This is a genomic window from Pseudomonas sp. CGJS7, from assembly GCF_036961695.1.
Genome location: NZ_JBAMDI010000001.1, coordinates 177,799 through 192,544, shown reverse-complemented (window position 1 = coordinate 192,544; position 14,746 = coordinate 177,799). Strand labels below are relative to the sequence as shown.

General features: G+C 62.5%; 14 protein-coding genes. 9 read left to right on the top strand and 5 right to left on the bottom strand.

The features are described 5' to 3' along the window. Positions 1 to 37: 37 nt before the first annotated feature. Both V7787_RS00905 and V7787_RS00900 read right to left on the bottom strand, forming a co-directional pair. The gene (locus V7787_RS00905) at positions 38 to 1,405 is read right to left on the bottom strand and encodes an MBL fold metallo-hydrolase RNA specificity domain-containing protein (protein WP_010954170.1); all 1,368 of its coding nucleotides are present in this window, start codon (positions 1,403 to 1,405) and stop codon (positions 38 to 40) included. After that, a complete protein-coding gene (locus tag V7787_RS00900; RefSeq protein WP_064492064.1) occupies positions 1,396 to 2,322 on the bottom strand; it encodes a universal stress protein in 927 nt (308 codons plus the stop codon). The genes V7787_RS00905 and V7787_RS00900 overlap by 10 nt, the downstream gene beginning before the upstream one ends. A 182-nt stretch (positions 2,323 to 2,504) precedes the next feature. Here V7787_RS00900 and V7787_RS00895 point away from each other — a divergent pair, with 182 nt between their 5' ends. Next, positions 2,505 to 3,053, top strand: coding sequence for a GNAT family N-acetyltransferase (locus tag V7787_RS00895; RefSeq protein ID WP_064492063.1), 549 nt, complete (start codon positions 2,505 to 2,507; stop codon positions 3,051 to 3,053). A 29-nt stretch (positions 3,054 to 3,082) separates the two neighbouring features. On the opposite strand, the gene V7787_RS00890 is transcribed toward V7787_RS00895, so the two are convergent. Continuing rightward, a complete protein-coding gene (locus tag V7787_RS00890; protein WP_064492062.1) occupies positions 3,083 to 4,009 on the bottom strand; it encodes a universal stress protein in 927 nt (308 codons plus the stop codon). A gap of 525 nt (positions 4,010 to 4,534) precedes the next feature. Between V7787_RS00890 and fnrC the strand changes: the two genes are divergently transcribed. Next, entirely contained in the window at positions 4,535 to 5,332 is a 798-nt protein-coding gene (gene fnrC / locus V7787_RS00885; RefSeq protein WP_064492060.1) for a Crp/Fnr family transcriptional regulator FnrC, read from the top strand. 58 nt (positions 5,333 to 5,390) lie between these two features. Here the strand turns inward: fnrC and paaX are convergent, their stop codons facing one another. Continuing rightward, the gene (gene paaX, locus V7787_RS00880) at positions 5,391 to 6,314 is read right to left on the bottom strand and encodes a phenylacetic acid degradation operon negative regulatory protein PaaX (protein ID WP_177410047.1); all 924 of its coding nucleotides are present in this window, start codon (positions 6,312 to 6,314) and stop codon (positions 5,391 to 5,393) included. 77 nt (positions 6,315 to 6,391) lie between these two features. Beyond that, positions 6,392 to 6,991: a phenylacetic acid degradation protein PaaY gene (gene paaY / locus V7787_RS00875; protein WP_010954164.1), complete on the bottom strand. Its 600-nt coding sequence runs from the start codon at positions 6,989 to 6,991 to the stop codon at positions 6,392 to 6,394. Positions 6,992 to 7,337: 346 nt separating this feature from the next. Between paaY and paaF the strand changes: the two genes are divergently transcribed. From paaF to paaA, 7 genes are all read left to right on the top strand, one after another. Next, positions 7,338 to 8,111, top strand: a complete 774-nt coding sequence (gene paaF, locus V7787_RS00870) for a 2,3-dehydroadipyl-CoA hydratase PaaF (protein WP_064492058.1) — start codon at positions 7,338 to 7,340, stop codon at positions 8,109 to 8,111. A 34-nt stretch (positions 8,112 to 8,145) separates the two neighbouring features. Continuing rightward, positions 8,146 to 8,937: a 2-(1,2-epoxy-1,2-dihydrophenyl)acetyl-CoA isomerase PaaG gene (gene paaG / locus V7787_RS00865; RefSeq protein WP_064492057.1), complete on the top strand. Its 792-nt coding sequence runs from the start codon at positions 8,146 to 8,148 to the stop codon at positions 8,935 to 8,937. Positions 8,938 to 8,939: 2 nt separating this feature from the next. Continuing rightward, a complete protein-coding gene (gene paaH, locus V7787_RS00860) occupies positions 8,940 to 10,457 on the top strand; it encodes a 3-hydroxyacyl-CoA dehydrogenase PaaH (protein ID WP_064492056.1) in 1,518 nt (505 codons plus the stop codon). Continuing rightward, complete coding sequence (paaI, locus tag V7787_RS00855; RefSeq protein ID WP_064492055.1) at positions 10,450 to 10,890, top strand: hydroxyphenylacetyl-CoA thioesterase PaaI; 441 nt, start codon at positions 10,450 to 10,452, stop codon at positions 10,888 to 10,890. Before paaH ends, paaI begins: the two co-directional genes overlap by 8 nt. Further along, entirely contained in the window at positions 10,883 to 12,103 is a 1,221-nt protein-coding gene (gene pcaF / locus V7787_RS00850) for a 3-oxoadipyl-CoA thiolase (protein ID WP_064492054.1), read from the top strand. Before paaI ends, pcaF begins: the two co-directional genes overlap by 8 nt. Before the next feature lie 121 nt (positions 12,104 to 12,224). Next, positions 12,225 to 13,544 (top strand): phenylacetate--CoA ligase PaaK, encoded by a 1,320-nt coding sequence (gene paaK / locus V7787_RS00845; protein ID WP_064492053.1) that lies wholly within the window; start codon positions 12,225 to 12,227, stop codon positions 13,542 to 13,544. 199 nt (positions 13,545 to 13,743) lie between these two features. Continuing rightward, positions 13,744 to 14,733, top strand: a complete 990-nt coding sequence (gene paaA, locus V7787_RS00840; protein WP_010954157.1) for a 1,2-phenylacetyl-CoA epoxidase subunit PaaA — start codon at positions 13,744 to 13,746, stop codon at positions 14,731 to 14,733. Positions 14,734 to 14,746 lie beyond the last annotated feature (13 nt).

Genomic DNA, 14,746 nt, shown 5'->3' with positions numbered 1-14,746 from the left:
GCCTTGATACTCGGTGATGTTGCGTGGAAAACAGCCTCTAGCGAACAGGGTCGATGGCAACCGTTTCCTGATATTCAGGCACGCACACCTGCCAGCCGAGTTCGAGGCTGATCCGCCGCCGCAAGGTGTCGGCAGCGTGTGGCTCGCCATGAATCACATAGGTCTGACGGGGTGGCCGGGTGAACCCGCGCAACCATTCCATGATTTCATCGGCATCGGCGTGCGCAGAAAGATTCTCCATCGCGTGCACCTGTGCACGGATGGGCACATCCTCGCCGTGCAACCGCACACTGTGGGCGCCCGCGACGATATCGGCACCCCGCGTCCCCCCGGCTTGAAAGCCGGAGAACAGAATGCTGTTGCGCGGGTTTGGCGCCAGTGCCTTCAGGTGGTGAAGCACCCGTCCACCGGTCGCCATGCCACTGGCGGCGATGATCACTGCGGGCTCGCGCAGCTGGTCCAGGTGCCTGGACTCATCGACCGTCCGGACGATGTGCGTGCCTCTGCACATGGCGGCGCACTCGGCTGCGGTCAGCCGATGCTCACTGCGGTACTGCTGGTACAGGGCGGTGGCGTCGGTGGCCATCGGACTGTTCAGGTAGATCGGGATATCAGGGATCAGCCGGTCGCGCTTGAGCGTGTACAGGTAATACATGAGCAGTTGGGCGCGGCCAACGGCGAACGAGGGTACGAGGGTAATGCCATGGCGCAGGAGCGTTTCGTTGATGACCTTGGCCAGGTACTGCTCGGTCGATTCGGCGGGATGCTGGCGATCGCCATAGGTAGATTCGATCAACAGCACGTCCGCCGTCCTGACCAGCTCAGGCGCACGCATGATCGGATCCTGAGGGCGGCCGAGGTCACCCGAAAACAGCACGGTCTGCCCTTCGGCGCTGATCTGGACCGTGGCCGCTCCCAGAATATGTCCGGCGGTACGCAACAGCAACTCCATGCCCTCGGCGATCATGGTCACCTGGTGTAACGCTACGGGGCGAAACAGTGCCAGGGCACGTTTGGCATCCTGCTCGGTATAGAGCGGTTGCGCCGGCGCATGCTTGGAGTAACCGTGGCGATTGGCATGTTCGGCCTGCTCTTCCTGCAGCCGCGCACTGTCGAGCAAGAGGATTTCCGCCAAGGCGCAAGTTGCCGGCGTGGCGTAGATCGGCCCGCGGTAGCCTTCCCGAACCAGTACAGGTAAATAACCACTGTGGTCAAGGTGGGCGTGGGTCAGCACCACCGCATCAAGCGCCCGCAACGCCGGGGGCAGCGGCTGCCAGTTGCGCAGGCGCAGTTGCTTGAAACCCTGGAAGAGCCCGCAGTCGACCAATACCCGCGTGCTGTCACGGGTCAACAGGAATTTGCTGCCGGTCACGGTGCCGGTGCCGCCAAGAAAAGTCAGTTGCATGGCCAAGGCTCCCAACTTTCGGCTATTTGGGGATGAACGGCGAGCACACTGCACGGTGGGCGGCTGACGATACGCTCGGTGGTGTCACCCAACAGTTTGTCCAGGCCTTTGGGCTGTACCACGCCCATCACCACCGCGTCGATGTCCAGGGCAGCGACCTGTTCCCGGATCACCTGTACCGGGCCTCCTTCCATGAAATGTCGGCGGTCCGGCGCGACGCCTTCGGCATCGGCCAGCGCTTCGAATGGCTCCTGCAGTGCCTCGCGCATCTCGTCGATCCAGGCCTGGGAGACATTCATGTCCGAGGCAAATACCCCTGCCAGGTTGTAGGCCGATAGCAGATGCAGGTGCGCGTCACACTGCAACGCCAGCGCCTGGCCAGCACGAATCAGTCCACGATTGAAGCACGCCTGGACGGCAGGGGTCTCGCTGAACGCAGTATCCACGGCGACCAGCACACGCCGCGGCAATGAAACGGCCGCCGCCGGCACGAAATGGCTGACGCCTTTGAAACCTCGCATCAGCGCACAATCCAGTGGGGTGCCGAACATGCGCACCAGGGCCGACGCGGCTTCGCTGTCCTTGATGACCATATCCGGCTGCAGTTCACTGATGTAATCGATCGCCTGGCTGCGGATATCCTCCGCATTCAGGCTGTCGACCGTCAGCGTCGTACCGCTGCCCCGATGCCGTTCGACCAATCCCGTCAACTGAACGCGATAATGCTGGTACTGGCGCTTGATATCGGCCTCGTTCAGCCGCTCTTCGCGCAGAAGGTGCTCCTCGCTCGGCTCGAACAGGCCCAGCACATGCACGCTGGCGCCGCTGACTTGCGCCAAGGCAAGGGCTCGGCGCAAAGCGGCGGAATGCGGATCGACCTCGGTCAGCAGCACCAGCAATTGTCGATATTGCCCCATGGTGAACCTCCGCGCTTTCGTCAGTGGGTGTGATGCTGACGATATTCCGCGCACAGGATCGCTGCTGCTTGATGCAGATCAGAAAACCGCTACCCAGCCTGAACTTGATGATTGTCAGAACCGAACCGGCCTGCCACGTTAAAACAGCTGCACCAGACACTGATCAGGCAACGGGAGGCGTCATGAACGGGCAGCAGACAGCACAGCCACAGACCTGCGAACACTGGGTCGAAAACCTCGAGGACGGTTCGGCGGTGCTGATCCGCCCACTGCGCGAGGAGGACCGCGAACGGGACAAGCGTTTTCTGAGCACAATCGCATATGAATCACGGCGCTTTCGCTTCATTGCCGGACTCAGCGGCGGCTTGCCTAGCTTGGACACGCAAGACATGCCCGTGGACTACCACCAGCGCATGGCCTATGTCGCCTTGGTTCATGTAGACGGTCAATTGCAACAGGTCGGCGTCAGCCGCTATGCGGGCATACCAGGCAGTCAACGTTGCGAATGTGCAGTGGCGGTCAGCGAAGACTGGCAGCGCAAGGGGTTGGGCAAGCGCCTGATGCAACACCTGATTGCAGCCGCAAGACGCAATGGCTTTCAGTGCATGGTCTCCAGGGATCTGGCCAGCAACTATGCGATGCACCGGCTGGTCAAGGCACTGGGCTTCACCTCCCGCTACCCCGGCGGCGATGTGAGCGAGATTCTGCACGAACTTGACCTGCGGCCTTGAAAAGACAAGGCCCTTGCGGGCCTTGTGCTTCAGCCTTGGGAGCGCTCTGGAGAAATCACCAGCACACTGCTGGACAACCGATGCATAACGCGCTCGGCAGTACTGCCGATGAACCAGCCGATGCCACGGTGGTGATAACTGCCCATGACCAGTACGTCGATATCATTGTTATCCATGAATATCGCCAGGGCCTTTGCCGGGTCGCCTATGCGCATATGGCGGTGTTCGACGGCGATGCCGTTGCGTTCGGCAAGCTCCTGGAAGGCAGCGCTTTGAGCGTCATGCAAGGTCTGGGCATCGTTTGAATCGAACAGGAACGAATGTTCCCGGCTGCCGCCGGCGTCCAGGTACATGGAACCCAAGTCGTAGGCGTACAGCAACTCGATCTGGGCATTGCACTGCAATGCCAGCTTCAGCGCTTCGCTGATGATCTGGTCGTTGAAGCCTTCAAACTGATCCTCCGGCCTGGACAGGTCCACCGCCGCCAGAATCCTGCGTGGCAACGCATGGCTGGCCTTGTGTACCAAGTGCAAGGGTATTCGCGTTTCGCGCAGCAACTGGATATCCAGCGAGGTAAACATTGCGCGCATCCACCAAGGCTCATGCTCGAGCTCTTTGATCAGCATGGCAAACGGTTGCTCACGCAAGTGTATCAGGATCTCATTCAAGGGCTGCTGCACCCACACCACCTCGGTTGTGACGGTGACACCATTGCGCCGCATCGGCAACGCCTGGGTTTCCAGCCATTCACGGTGCTGCTGCACGTAACCCTCGCGCATGACTGCCAGCGCCTGTTCATTCACCAGGCCCGCCGTGGCAAGCCCTTCCACGTAGTCGAAAGCCACGATGTGCAGCGCCATCCCCTTGGCCTTGGCCAGCGCAGCAGCCCGGTCATAGACCGGGGTTCGGCGCATCAGGGGCGAGGCGATCAGCAGCAGTCTTTGCGGAGTTTCCATGGCACACCTCTGAGGTTGCGATACGTGGGTAAAGCATCTGCCAGCTACACGTTGCGAACTTGATGTTTATCAACTCGAGGCACCTACCGACCAATGGCATTGCCCATGGCGCAAGAACTTGACGCCGATCAATGTCTCGACACTGCGCTGGCGCACCCTGTAGCCATATCAACATTCACCTCAGGCGCCGCAGGCGTGCCATGGCGTTAACGCCCTGAGCTTCACCTGCGCTGCCGGCAGGGACGCCTTCATTCTGCATTGTCTAGCGATACATGCTTTGGAGGCCCTGATGAACGTTTACGTCGAGAAGAGCACTGAGCAGGGACGCTGTTGGGTGCGCATGGATGACTGGCGGGTGGGTTTCAGTACGGCTGCCGAAGCCGAGCGATTTGTCGAACGGCTTACAAGCCGCCTCAATGCCCCCCACTCGCGGGACATGCTTGCTGATTGGTCGCCCGTCGGGCTCGGTGCGCGTAATGGCGCGGGGGCCCAAAGGGGCCTCCGAAATGCGAAGGAGGCCCGAAAATGCCTGGCCAGCTGAAGGTCACCCTGCTCGACTCACCCAACCCTTTGCCCAAGGCAAACCCTATTCACCTGAAACCGCTGGTGAACCACTGCATGGATTGCCGGGTAAGCGGCCTGTGCCTCCCCACTGGCCTGCCGGTTGACGAAAACAGCTGCCTGGGCGCGTTGATAGGCCCACGCATGCGCATTCGCAAGGGCGCCGCGCTGTTCAATGCCAACGATCCGCTGACCATGCTCTATGCCTTACGCTGCGGCAGTTTCAAGACCAGCCTGAACAGCGCCGAGGGGCAAGGCGTGGTGATCAACTTCTGGATGCCGGGCGATGTAATCGGCCTCGATGCCATTGCCACAGAGCACCATGTCTGTGACGCCATTGCCCTGGAAGACAGCGAAGTCTGCCCTGTCCCCTATCGCCGCTTGCAAACCCTGGCGCGTGAGTTTCCGGACCTGCAGCAAAGCCTGAATCGCCTGATGAGCCGGGAGATCGTGCGTGAGCACGGGCGTGTGCTGATGCTGTGCAACCTGACTGCAGAACAGCGGCTGGCCAGCTTCCTGGTGGGGCTCTCCAGGCGCTTCGTCAGCCGCGGTTACTCTGCCCATGGCTTCATGTTGCGGATGTCTCGTGAAGACATGGCTTCGTACCTGGGTTTACGCCTGGAAACCGTGTGCCGATCCGTCGCCCGTCTGCGCGCGCTGGGTATCGTCGACCTGCATGGCAGGTTGGTAGAAATTCTTGATATGCCTGCACTCATGGCGCTCGAACAAGGTGGCGGTGAGTGTGAGGCCAAGGGCCCCTGAAGGCACCCTGCTCGACGCCGTGAATGTTGGCCGCGGCACTGTGAGGCGAGCACTCCCCTCAAGCCAACCCGCCAAAACGCTTGTAAAAACTCTCGCTCACGTCCGGCAATGGGCCATCTGCCGTCTCCAGCGCTGCATTCAACCATTCTTCGGCTTTGGCAAACACCAGTCTGTAGAGGTTACGGCACAACTGTCGCGCAGCCCTTCCCTCCCAGTCCCCTGGCAGCAGCTCATCGGGCAGTTGTGGGTCGCGCAGCAGCAGGCGGCGGTATTCGTGAATCAGCAGCGTGCGCGCCAGGAAGCAATCTTGAGCATCCAGCAACGGCTGCTCTTTCAAACCTTGCCACAGCGGCCTGAACAGCTGGATAAACTCGCTGTATTGCTGCCCCAGTTCGTCGATACGCCAGCTTTCCCGCACCTGGGCGCGCATCGCCTTGGACGCGAGTACCTCTTGGGTGTGGGTTTCGAAGACGATACTGTCGTCGCCCGCCTCAAGATCACGCAACGTGGCCACCAGGTCGGCACGGTCTGCCCGTGGGCAACCCAGCAGGTTCGGCGCCATGACACCAAACCCCTGCCACTCCAGCTCTTCACGCACGGCCTTGCGTTTACCCGCCTCGAGTTGCGACAGCAACACCAGTGTCCAGGCCCCGTCCCAGGCTGGCTGGCTCGGGCTATAGACGCGCTTGAAGGCTTTTTCGAAACGCCGACGGCCAGTGCCTGTCAGGCTGTAATAACTGCGTCGGCCCACCTTTTCTGCAGTGAGCCAACCTTCTTTGGTCAGGCGAAAGATCGACGTTCGTATCAGCCGTTCATTGATGCCGATCGGCTCCAGCAGGTTGATCAGGCTACCGAGCCAGACTGTACCGCCGTGCGGCTCGATGGCATCGCCGTACAACGTGATGATCAGGGAACTGGCGCGGATTGGCGTCTGCTCCTGAAAGCGGGTGATCAAGTGGTTCAGTGGGGCGAGATTGCTCATGGGCGAACTGTGCGCGGATAAAGCATCGACTATACCTGTGCGGCGGGCCGCCTGGCCATTGCGTGTCACTGCCAGGCTCATGCGCTCGCCTGGCCCTTGGGCCTGACCCCGGTGTCTTCCATGCGCGGGCGTCCCGGCTCTGCCTCGGCCAGCGGCGGGCATTCGACCATGCTGTTCATGCAGCGCTGCGCCAGGTGCTGGTACTCCGCCGTCCCGCGCTGTTTCCAGGCCAGCTCCTGCTCGCTCAGTGGGCGTTTGACCTGGGCTGGCGACCCCATCACCAGGCTCTGCGCCGCGCATTCGAAGCCAGCTTTGACGAAGGCGGTGGCCGCGACGATGCAGCGTGGTGCTACATGGGCGCCATCCATCACGACGGCGTTCATGCCGATCAATGAATCTTCGCCGACGCGACAGCCGTGCAGCACGGCGCCGTGGCCGACATGCCCGTTACGTTCCACTACGGTGTCGCCCCCCGGGAAACCATGCATCACGCAGGTGTCCTGCAAGTTGGCGCCCTCCTCCAGCACGATGCGGCCGAAATCGCCCCTGAGCGATGCCAGCGGGCCAATGTAGCAGCGGGGGCCGACGATGACGTCACCGATCAGGACTGCGCTGGGGTGCACGTAGGCTGTCGGGTGAACCACAGGCGTCAGGCCGTCCAGTCGATAGCAAGGCATGGCAACACTCTCGAAATGATTTGAAATGTCAGTAGATCTTGTATCAGATTCTGTCTGGTCGTCAATCGTGTATCACTTGTGTTGAGTTAATGCTGCAAGGAAAAAACCCGCTATAAATACTAGGAAATGCCAAGGTTAAACGATTCTTCAGCAAGCATTGCACTGGAGCTGTGATCATAGAAAAACAAAAAAGAGATACGCGAAATCATTTTGTACCTTGCATTACTGTATCGCATAGAGCATATACTAACCTCACCTGGTCGTGATCCCGCATTACGTCCCTGCAAACAATTCCAAAAAATGCCGGCCACGCGATGTGCCGTGCGTGCAGCCAGAGGAACCCGAGATGCCGCGATATATCGATGTGCAGGCGCCCGAACATGGCGTTCAGCTCATTACCCTGCAACGGCCCGAGGCCTTGAATGCCCTGTGCACCGAGCTACTGGCAGAACTGGCCGCTGCGCTGCAGGCTGCCGGGAACGACGAGCATGTCCGGGCCACAGTGATTACCGGCAGTGGCAAAGCTTTCGCCGCAGGCGCCGACATCCGCGAGATGGCTGATCGCGACCTGGTCGGCATCCTCAATGACCCGCGCGTAGCGCATTGGCAAAGCATCGCCGCATTCGCCAAACCGCTGATTGCCGCAGTCAACGGCTATGCCCTGGGTGGCGGCTGTGAACTGGCAATGTGCGCCGACATCGTCATCGCCGGGACCGACGCCCGTTTCGGCCAGCCGGAAATCAACCTTGGCATCATCCCCGGTGCTGGCGGCACCCAGCGCCTGTTGCGTGCCGTCGGTAAGCCGTTGGCCATGCAGATGGTACTGACGGGGGAAGCCATCACTGCCCACCGCGCCCAGCAGGCCGGCCTGGTCAGCGAAATCACCCAGCCCGAACTCACCGTAGAACGCGCCATGCAGGTTGCCCGCAGCATCGCCGCCAAAGCGCCGCTGGCCGTGCGCCTGGCCAAGGAGGCGTTACTGAAGGCCGGTGATACCGACCTGGCCAGCGGCCTACGCTTCGAGCGCCATGCCTTCACCCTGCTGGCTGGCACCGCCGACCGCGATGAAGGCATCCGCGCCTTCCAGGAAAAGCGCCAAGCCCGTTTCCAGGGGCGCTGATCATCATTCTCTCGACTGACGGAGCGAGTCTGTCATGACTTTCCAGCACATCCTGTTTTCCATCGAGGACGGCGTTGCCTTCCTTTCATTGAACCGCCCCGAGCAGCTGAACAGCTTCAATACGGCCATGCATCTGGAGGTGCGCGAAGCGCTCAAGCAAGTGCGCCAAAGCAGTGACGCGCGGGTGCTGCTGCTGACGGCTGAAGGCCGCGGCTTTTGCGCCGGGCAGGACCTGTCCGACCGCAACGTTGCCCCAGGCGCCGAAATGCCGGACCTCGGCCAATCGATCGACAAGTTCTACAACCCGCTGGTACGTACCCTGCGCGACCTGCCTTTGCCGGTGATCTGTGCGGTCAACGGCGTGGCGGCCGGTGCCGGTGCCAACATTCCCTTGGCCTGCGACCTGGTGCTGGCCGCCCGCTCGGCCAGTTTCATCCAGGCCTTCTGCAAGATCGGCCTGGTGCCGGACTCCGGCGGTACCTGGCTGCTGCCGCGCTTGGTCGGCATGGCCCGGGCCAAGGCGCTGGCCATGCTGGGCGAGCGCCTTGGCGCCGAACAGGCCGAGCAATGGGGGTTGATCCACCGCGTGGTGGATGATGCCGCGCTGCGTGATGAAGCCCTCACCCTCGCCCGCCACCTCGCCGCCCAGCCCACCTACGGCCTGGCACTGATCAAGCGCAGCCTCAATGCCAGTTTCGACAACGGTTTTGAGGCGCAGCTGGAGCTGGAGCGCGACCTGCAGCGCCTGGCCGGGCGCAGCGAGGACTACCGCGAAGGCGTGAACGCCTTCATGAACAAACGCACGCCAGCCTTCAAGGGGCGCTGAACATGGGCGCACTCGCAAGCAATGTCCAGGTGGGGGTGATCGGTGCCGGCGCCATGGGCGCCGGTATCGCCCAGGTCGCGGCCCAGGCCGGTCACCCCGTCAAGCTCTACGATAACCGCCCGGGTGCTGCCGCCCAGACGGTGACGGGTATCGATCGCCAACTGGCCCGGCTGGTGGACAAAGGAAAGTTGCTGGCCGCTGAACGCGAAGCGATCAATGCCCGCCTGTGCCCGGTCGATACACTCGAAGCCTTGGCAGATGCCGGCCTGGTCATTGAAGCCATCGTCGAAAACCTGCAGGTGAAGCAGGCGTTGTTCAGCCAGCTCGAAACCCTGTGCGCGGCCGACTGTATCCTTGCCAGCAATACTTCGTCACTGTCCATCACCAGCCTCGCCGCTGGCCTTGAACGCCCGCAGCACGTGGTCGGTATGCACTTTTTCAACCCGGCACCGCTGATGGCGCTTGTCGAGGTGGTGTCGGGCCTGGCAACCGACCCGGCAGTGGCCGCACGCATCTACGCCACGGCCCAGGCCTGGGGCAAGCAGCCGGTCCATGCGCGCTCTACACCCGGTTTCATCGTCAACCGGGTAGCGCGGCCGTTCTATGCCGAAAGCCTGCGCCTGCTGCAGGAAGGTGCCGCTGATTGCGCCAGCCTGGATGCGCTGATGCGTGACGCTGGCGGCTTCCGCATGGGGGCGTTCGAGCTGACCGACCTGATTGGCCATGACGTCAATTACGCTGTCACCTGTTCCGTATTCGATGCTTTCTATGGCGATTTCCGCTTCCAGCCTTCGCTGGTGCAGAAGGAACTGGTGGACGCCGGTCGCCTGGGTCGCAAGACCGGCCAAGGCTTCTATCGCTATGCCGAAGGCGTCGAGCGCCCGCAGCCGGCCGAACTGCACAGCTCCTCCCGTGCAGAGGCCTGCGTAGTCGAGGGCAACCTGGGGGTGATGCAGCCGCTGGTCGAGCGCCTTCGCCAAAGCGGCATTGCCGTGACCCAGCGCGCCGGTAGTGGCCTGATCCAGGTGGGCGACGCCACCCTGGCCCTGTCCGACGGCCGCCTGGCCAGCCAACGTGCCCGAGAGGACGGGCTGCGCAACCTTGTGCTGCTCGACCTGGCGCTGGACTACAGCAGCGCCACGCGCATTGCCATCAGCTGGTCAGCGGATACCAGCGACAGCGCCCGTGACCAGGCCGTAGCCCTGCTGCAGCGCGCAGGCTTGAAAGTGACCGGCATCGCCGACCTGCCCGGCCTGGTGGTACTGCGCACCGTGGCAATGCTTGCCAACGAGGCCGCCGATGCGGTGCTTCAGGGCGTCGGCAGCGCCGCCGACATCGACCTGGCCATGCGCGCCGGCGTCAATTACCCCTGCGGCCCGCTGGCCTGGGCGGCGAACGTCGGTATTGCCCATACCCTGCGCGTGCTCGACAACCTGCAGCGCAGCTATGGCGAGAGCCGCTACCGCCCTTCCCTGTTGTTACGCCGCTGTGAAGCCAAAGGAGGCACCCTGCATGACTGAAGAGCAACTGGCACAAGCCTGTGCCGACGCCATGTACGCCCGCGACCCGGCCACCCAGGGCCTGGGTATCAGCCTGCTGGATGCCGGCCCGGGCCGGGCCAGCCTGCGCATGGCGGTACGTGCCGACATGATCCAGGGGCATGGCACCTGCCATGGCGGTTTCCTGTTCGCGTTGGCCGATTCGGCGTTCGCCTTCGCCTGCAACAGCTACGACCAGGCCACGGTGGCGCTGGGCTGCAGCATCGACTACCTGGCCCCGGCGCTGCGCGATGACGTGCTCACCGCCCACGCCAGCGAAGTCAGCCGCAAAGGCCGCACCGGCCTGTATGACGTGCGCATCGACAACCAGCGCGGCGAATTGGTTGCGATGTTCCATGGCAAATCCTACAAAGTGCGCGGCACCGTGCTGGCGCAGGAGACGCAAGATGAATGAACCGACCCACGCCGATGCCTTGATCATCGACGCCGTGCGCACCCCCATTGGCCGCTATGCCGGGGCCCTGAGCAGCGTGCGCGCCGACGACCTGGCGGCCATCCCGCTCAAAGCCTTGATCCAGCGCCACCCCGAACTGGACTGGAAGGCCATTGATGACGTCATCTTCGGTTGCGCCAACCAGGCCGGCGAAGACAACCGCAACGTGGCTCATATGGCGAGCCTGCTGGCCGGGCTGCCAGTCGAAGTACCAGGGACCACGATCAACCGCCTGTGCGGTTCCGGCCTGGATGCCATCGGCAATGCGGCACGTGCCCTGCGCTGTGGTGAAGCAGGGCTCATGCTGGCCGGTGGTGTGGAATCCATGTCGCGTGCGCCGTTTGTGATGGGTAAGTCGGAGCAGGCATTCGGGCGTGCGGCCGAGCTGTTCGACACCACGATCGGCTGGCGTTTCGTCAACCCGCTGATGAAGGCCGCCTACGGCATCGATTCGATGCCGGAAACGGCCGAAAACGTGGCTGAACAGTTCGGCATCTCGCGCGCCGATCAGGATGCCTTTGCCCTGCGCAGCCAGCACAAGGCTGCAGCAGCTCAGGCCCGCGGCCGCCTGGCGCGGGAAATCGTGCCGGTCGAAATCCCGCAGCGTAAAGGCCCGTCCAAAGTGGTCGAGCATGACGAGCACCCGCGCGGCGACACCACGCTGGAGCAGCTGGCTCGGCTCGGCACGCCTTTTCGTGAAGGCGGCAGCGTAACGGCCGGTAATGCCTCCGGCGTGAATGACGGCGCTTGCGCCCTGCTGCTGGCCAGCAGTGCCGCGGCCCGCCGCCATGGCCTGAAGGCGCGCGGGCGCATCGTCGGCATGGCTGTGGCCGGGGTTGAGCCCAGGCTGATGGGCATCGGGCCGGTGCCTGCGACCCGCAAGGTGCTGGCGCTCACCGGCCTGGCACTGGCTGACATGGATGTCATCGAACTCAACGAGGCCTTTGCCGCCCAGGGGCTGGCCGTGTTGCGCGAGCTGGGCCTTGCCGACGACGACCCGCGAGTCAACCGCAACGGCGGCGCCATCGCCCTGGGCCATCCCCTGGGCATGAGCGGTGCCCGGTTGGTGACCACTGCCTTGCACGAGCTTGAAGAAACGGCCGGCCGCTACGCCCTGTGCACCATGTGCATCGGCGTAGGCCAAGGCATTGCCATGATCATCGAGCGCCTCTGAGCGGTTCAGACCCTGCGCTTGTTACCGAACTGAACGCAGCCGTATATGCTGCCTCCATGACACTCACCGCGCGGCCTGCAACCGCTGGCGCGCGGCGTACAAGAACAATTCGAGTGAAGCCATGAACATGTACCATGATGCCGATCGTGCCCTGCTGGACCCGATGGAAACCGCCAGCGTCGATGCCCTGCGCCAGCACCAGCTGGAACGTCTGCGCTGGAGCCTGAAGCACGCCTACGACAATGTGCCGTTGTACCGCCAGCGCTTTGCCGAGTACGGCATCCACCCTGATGACCTCAAGTGCCTGGAAGACCTGGCGAAGTTCCCCTTCACCGGCAAGAACGACCTGCGCGACAACTACCCCTACGGCATGTTTGCCGTGCCCCAGGAAGAAGTGGTGCGCCTGCATGCCTCCAGTGGCACCACCGGCAAGCCGACGGTGGTCGGCTACACCCAGAACGATATCGACACCTGGGCCAATGTGGTTGCCCGTTCGATTCGTGCGGCCGGCGGGCGCAAAGGTGACAAGGTGCATGTGTCCTACGGCTACGGGCTGTTCACCGGCGGGCTCGGCGCGCACTACGGTGCCGAACGCCTGGGCTGCACCGTGATCCCCATGTCCGGTGGCCAGACCGAAAAGCAGGTGCAGCTGATTCGCGACTTCCAGCCCGACATCATCATGGTCACGCCGTCCTACATGCTCAACCTGGCTGATGAAATCGAGCGCCAGGGCATCGACCCGCACGACCTCAAGCTGCGCCTGGGCATTTTTGGTGCCGAGCCGTGGACCGACGAGCTGCGCCGCTCGATCGAGCAGCGTCTGGGCATCAATGCCCTCGATATCTACGGCCTTTCGGAAATCATGGGGCCCGGGGTGGCAATGGAGTGCATAGAGACCAAGGACGGCCCGACCATCTGGGAAGACCACTTCTATCCCGAAATCATCGACCCTGCCACCGGCGAAGTGCTGCCGGATGGCCAACTGGGCGAGCTGGTGTTCACCTCGCTAAGCAAGGAGGCATTGCCGATGGTGCGCTACCGCACCCGCGACCTCACCCGGCTGCTGCCAGGCACCGCTCGGCCGATGCGGCGGATCGGCAAGATCACCGGCCGCAGTGACGACATGCTGATCATTCGCGGGGTCAATGTGTTCCCGACTCAGATCGAGGAACAGGTGCTAAAAATAAAACAGCTTTCTGAGCTTTATGAGATTCATCTGTATCGCAATGGAAATCTGGACAGTGTCCAGGTGCACGTGGAGCTGCGCGCAGAGTGCCAGTACCTTGACGAAGGCCAGCGCAAGCTGGTTGTCGGGGAGTTGAGCAAACAGATCAAGACTTACATCGGTATCAGCACCCAGGTGCACCTGCAGCCCTGCGGCACGCTCAAGCGCTCCGAGGGCAAGGCGTGCCACGTGTTCGACAGACGGTTGGCCAGCTGACCCATTCGGCTGCCATTTCGGCCCCGGCATTGTCCGGGGCCTTTTTTTTGCCTGCGTTCTGCCGGGCACGCGCTGCTGCCCGACAGCCCTCTTGGCTGTCAATGTGATAAACAAATCTTACTTGATACACATAAATGTGTTTGACGTTATGTTTTGTATCGCTTACAAATGACTCATGCCTTAGCAGGAGTCGCAGCACATGTACGCACAGCTAGTGGAAACCGGAGTCAAGCGCATCAAGTCGCTGGAAGAGATGTCCCCCGAGGAACGCAACTTCCAGGAAAAGATCGACGCCGAAATCAAGATCGAAGCCAAGAACTGGATGCCCGAGGCCTACCGCCAGACCCTCATCCGGCAGATCTCCCAGCACGCCCACTCTGAAATCGTCGGCATGCTGCCCGAAGGCAACTGGGTCACCCGTGCCCCCAGCCTCAAGCGCAAACTGCAGCTGATGGCCAAGATTCAGGACGAAGCCGGCCACGGCCTGTACCTGTACAGCGCCATGGAAACCCTGGGGGCTGACCGCGACGAAGAAATCGCCAAACTGCACAGCGGCAAGGCCAAGTACTCGAGCATCTTCAACTACCCCACCCTCAGCTGGGCCGACATGGGCGCTGTGGGCTGGCTGGTGGACGGCGCCGCCATCGTCAACCAGGTGGTACTGCAGCGCACCTCTTACGGCCCCTACTCCCGCGCGATGATCCGTATCTGCAAGGAAGAGAGCTTCCACCAGCGCCAGGGCTACGAAATGCTCCTGACCATGATGCGCCAGGGCACCCAAGCCCAGCGCGACATGGTTCAGGACGCCATCAACCGCCTGTGGTGGCCGGCGCTGATGATGTTCGGCCCGAGCGATGAACACTCGCCCAACAGCGCCCAGTCGATGGCCTGGAAGATCAAGCGCCAGACCAACGACGAACTGCGCCAGCGCTTCATCGACCAGACCGTGCCGCAGCTGGAACTGCTGGGCTGCACTGCGCCTGACCCTGAGCTGAAGTGGAACGCCGAGCGCGGCCACTACGACTTCGGCGAAATCCAGTGGGACGAGTTCTACGAAGTGATCAAGGGCAATGGCCCATGCAACCTGGAGCGTGTCGCCACCCGGCGCAAGGCCATCGAGGACGGCGCCTGGGTACGCGAGGCCGCAGTGGCCTATGCGCGCAAGCAACAGAACAAGAACGCCGCCTGAGCGGCGATAGATG

Bases quoted from the DNA above. Each gene is read 5' to 3' on its own strand.
- paaI (WP_064492055.1), top strand. From the start codon at position 10,450: ATGACTGAAGAGCAACTGGCACAAGCCTGTGCCGACGCCATGTACGCC.
- paaK (WP_064492053.1), top strand. From the start codon at position 12,225: ATGAACATGTACCATGATGCCGATCGTGCCCTGCTGGACCCGATGGAA.
- paaY (WP_010954164.1), bottom strand. From the start codon at position 6,991: ATGCCTTGCTATCGACTGGACGGCCTGACGCCTGTGGTTCACCCGACA.
- paaF (WP_064492058.1), top strand. From the start codon at position 7,338: ATGCCGCGATATATCGATGTGCAGGCGCCCGAACATGGCGTTCAGCTC.
- V7787_RS00900 (WP_064492064.1), bottom strand. From the start codon at position 2,322: ATGGGGCAATATCGACAATTGCTGGTGCTGCTGACCGAGGTCGATCCG.
- paaG (WP_064492057.1), top strand. From the start codon at position 8,146: ATGACTTTCCAGCACATCCTGTTTTCCATCGAGGACGGCGTTGCCTTC.
- V7787_RS00895 (WP_064492063.1), top strand. From the start codon at position 2,505: ATGAACGGGCAGCAGACAGCACAGCCACAGACCTGCGAACACTGGGTC.
- V7787_RS00905 (WP_010954170.1), bottom strand. From the start codon at position 1,405: ATGCAACTGACTTTTCTTGGCGGCACCGGCACCGTGACCGGCAGCAAA.
- fnrC (WP_064492060.1), top strand. From the start codon at position 4,535: ATGCCTGGCCAGCTGAAGGTCACCCTGCTCGACTCACCCAACCCTTTG.
- pcaF (WP_064492054.1), top strand. From the start codon at position 10,883: ATGAATGAACCGACCCACGCCGATGCCTTGATCATCGACGCCGTGCGC.
- paaA (WP_010954157.1), top strand. From the start codon at position 13,744: ATGTACGCACAGCTAGTGGAAACCGGAGTCAAGCGCATCAAGTCGCTG.
- V7787_RS00890 (WP_064492062.1), bottom strand. From the start codon at position 4,009: ATGGAAACTCCGCAAAGACTGCTGCTGATCGCCTCGCCCCTGATGCGC.
- paaH (WP_064492056.1), top strand. From the start codon at position 8,940: ATGGGCGCACTCGCAAGCAATGTCCAGGTGGGGGTGATCGGTGCCGGC.
- paaX (WP_177410047.1), bottom strand. From the start codon at position 6,314: ATGAGCAATCTCGCCCCACTGAACCACTTGATCACCCGCTTTCAGGAG.